Genomic DNA, 1397 nt, shown 5'->3' on the forward strand with positions numbered 1-1397 from the left:
GGCTTGTAGGGGCCCTCGATCGGCACGCCCAGGTACGAGGCCTGCTCCTTGGAGAGCTCGGTCAGCCGGGCACCCAGCGCGTCCAGGTGCAGGCGGGCGACCTTCTCGTCCAGGGCCTTGGGCAGCGTGTACACGCCGACCGGGTATTCCTCGGTCTTCGTGAACAGCTCGATCTGGGCGATCGTCTGGTTGGAGAACGAGTTGGACATCACGAAGGACGGGTGGCCCGTCGCGTTGCCCAGGTTGAGCAGCCGGCCCTCCGACAGGATGATGACCGAGTGGCCGTCGGCGAAGCGCCACTCGTCGACCTGCGGCTTGACGTTGATCCGCTCCACGTCGTCGCGCTTGCCGAGACCGGCCATGTCGATCTCGTTGTCGAAGTGGCCGATGTTGCCCACGATCGCCTGGTGCTTCATGCGGGCCATGTGCTCGTGGGTGATGACGTCGAAGCAGCCGGTCGCGGTGATGAAGATGTCCGCGGTTTCCACGACGTCTTCCAGCGTGGCGACCTGGTAGCCGTCCATCGCGGCCTGGAGCGCGCAGATCGGGTCGACCTCGGTCACGATCACGCGGGCACCCTGGCCGCGCAGCGACTCGGCGCAGCCCTTGCCCACGTCGCCGTACCCGCACACGACCGCGACCTTGCCGCCGATCAGCACGTCGGTGGCGCGGTTGATGCCGTCGATGAGCGAGTGGCGGCAGCCGTACTTGTTGTCGAACTTGCTCTTGGTCACCGAGTCGTTCACGTTGATCGCCGGGAAGAGCAGGCTGCCCGCGGCCTGCATCTCGTACAGCCGGTGCACGCCGGTGGTGGTCTCCTCGGTCACGCCCTTGATGCCGGCGGCGACGCGGGTCCAGCGGCGGTTGTCCTCGGCGAGCGAGCGCTGAAGCACGCCGAGGATCACGGCGTACTCCTCGTTGTCCGCGGTCTCCGGCGCCGGCACCGCGCCGGCCTTCTCGAACTCCGCGCCCTTGTGCACCAGCAGCGTGGCGTCACCACCGTCGTCCAGGATCATGTTGGGACCCTGGCCGTCCGGCCACACCAGCACCTGCTCGGTGCACCACCAGTACTCGGCGAGGGTCTCGCCCTTCCACGCGTACACCGGGACGCCGGACGGTGCCTCGGGCGTGCCGTTGGGTCCGACAACGATCGCGGCGGCGGCGTGGTCCTGGGTGGAGAAGATGTTGCACGAGGCCCAGCGGACCTCCGCACCCAGCGCGGTGAGTGTCTCGATCAGCACGGCGGTCTGGATGGTCATGTGCAGCGAACCTGTGACGCGGGCGCCCGCGAGGGGCTGGGCGTCGGCGTACTCCCGCCGCAAGGCCATCAGCCCGGGCATCTCGTGCTCCGCGAGCTGGATCTCCTTGCGACCGAAACCGGCCAACGACAGGTCCGC

Annotated in this window: 1 protein-coding gene; it reads right to left on the minus strand. The window is 68.3% G+C overall.

The genetic code is table 11. The features are described from left to right. On the minus strand, positions 1-1397 hold a 1397-nt coding region (gene ahcY / locus ACTMTJ_RS45330; protein WP_441225302.1), incomplete at both ends, for an adenosylhomocysteinase.

It is taken from the genome of Phytohabitans sp. LJ34 (assembly GCF_052068095.1).
GTDB lineage: Bacteria > Actinomycetota > Actinomycetes > Mycobacteriales > Micromonosporaceae > Phytohabitans.